We start from the raw sequence: 1,097 nt of genomic DNA on the forward strand, positions 1-1,097 counted from the left end.
TTTTTCTTTTAATACTATTAATTATGAAGCAAAACAGTTTAACCGACATACAGAAAAGCTGTGCGATGACGAAGGGAGATGTGAAACATGTGATTGAAGCGCTTGTAGAGGAGGTTCAGGAAAATCTGGCTAACGGAAACAAGGTGAAACTGAATCAGTTTAGTACGTTTTACATGACATTCTGTTGTCCGGGAGTAGCTACTTCGGCAGAGTGTACGGTGAAGAATATCAAGCGGGTGAATATCCGTTTTGTACCGGATAAGGAGCTGAAACTGGTAAACAATAGCCATGCTGCTACGCGAGGTCCGGCAAATGTAACCTTTGCCTTAGAGAAATTGGAAGATAAGGAAGGCGGATTATCGGATGGAGGTAATTCCGGCGGCAACTCCGGTGGTGACGGTGGCCTGAATGAAAATCCTCTGGGATAGCTGATTCGCATTAATAACTAACCTAAACTATAATAATCATGAAAAAATTATCTTTGGATACTGTATTGAAGATTGCCATCGCTATTGCCTCTGCCGTCCTGGGTGCCTTGAGCGCTCATGCCATGACGGCGATGAAGTGTATTTAACGTGACCTTTATTTAATATCTTATGAGAAAGATTGATCTAATCGTCCTTCATTGCAGCGCCACCCGCGCTGACCGTTGCTATACGGAATATGACTTGATCACAGATCACCTGCGCCGGGGGGCTCCGGTGCAGGCTATCACTATTATATACGTAAGGACGGAAGCATCAAGAGCCTCCGTCCCGTTGATAAATCCGGTGCGCATACCCGTGGCTAAAATGCTCACTCGATTGGTGTTTGTTATGAAGGCGGGTTGGACGCAAATGGTCATTCCTGTGATACTCGAACTGCCTTTCAGAAACATTCCCTGCGTGTCCTGGTAATGCTTTTGCTGAAAGAATATCCAGGCAGTAGGGTAGTGGGACACCGTGATCTGAGTCCGGATCTGAACCATAACGGTGAGATCGAACCTGAAGAATGGATCAAAGAATGTCCCTGCTTTGATGCTGCTACAATTCTGCAAGAACCTCCTCCTTCGAATCCAGCTTACCTATAATACCTTTAATAATGCGAATCGGTGGCCC

General features: G+C 45.4%; 2 protein-coding genes and 1 pseudogene. All 3 read left to right on the top strand.

The annotated features are described in order from the left end of the window. Nucleotides 1-428, top strand: a 428-nt coding sequence (locus tag BACCELL_RS04830; RefSeq protein ID WP_007210460.1) for an HU family DNA-binding protein, incomplete at its 5' end; no start/stop codon positions are given. A 38-nt stretch (nucleotides 429-466) separates the two neighbouring features. Next, nucleotides 467-574, top strand: coding sequence for a smalltalk protein (locus tag BACCELL_RS26455; protein ID WP_149950811.1), 108 nt, complete (start codon nucleotides 467-469; stop codon nucleotides 572-574). Between the two features lie 22 nt (nucleotides 575-596). Then, nucleotides 597-1,069: pseudogene (locus BACCELL_RS27250) on the top strand (N-acetylmuramoyl-L-alanine amidase). The last annotated feature ends 28 nt before the right edge of the window (nucleotides 1,070-1,097 follow it).

The organism is Bacteroides cellulosilyticus DSM 14838 (assembly GCF_000158035.1).
Taxonomy (GTDB): Bacteria; Bacteroidota; Bacteroidia; order Bacteroidales; family Bacteroidaceae; genus Bacteroides; species Bacteroides cellulosilyticus.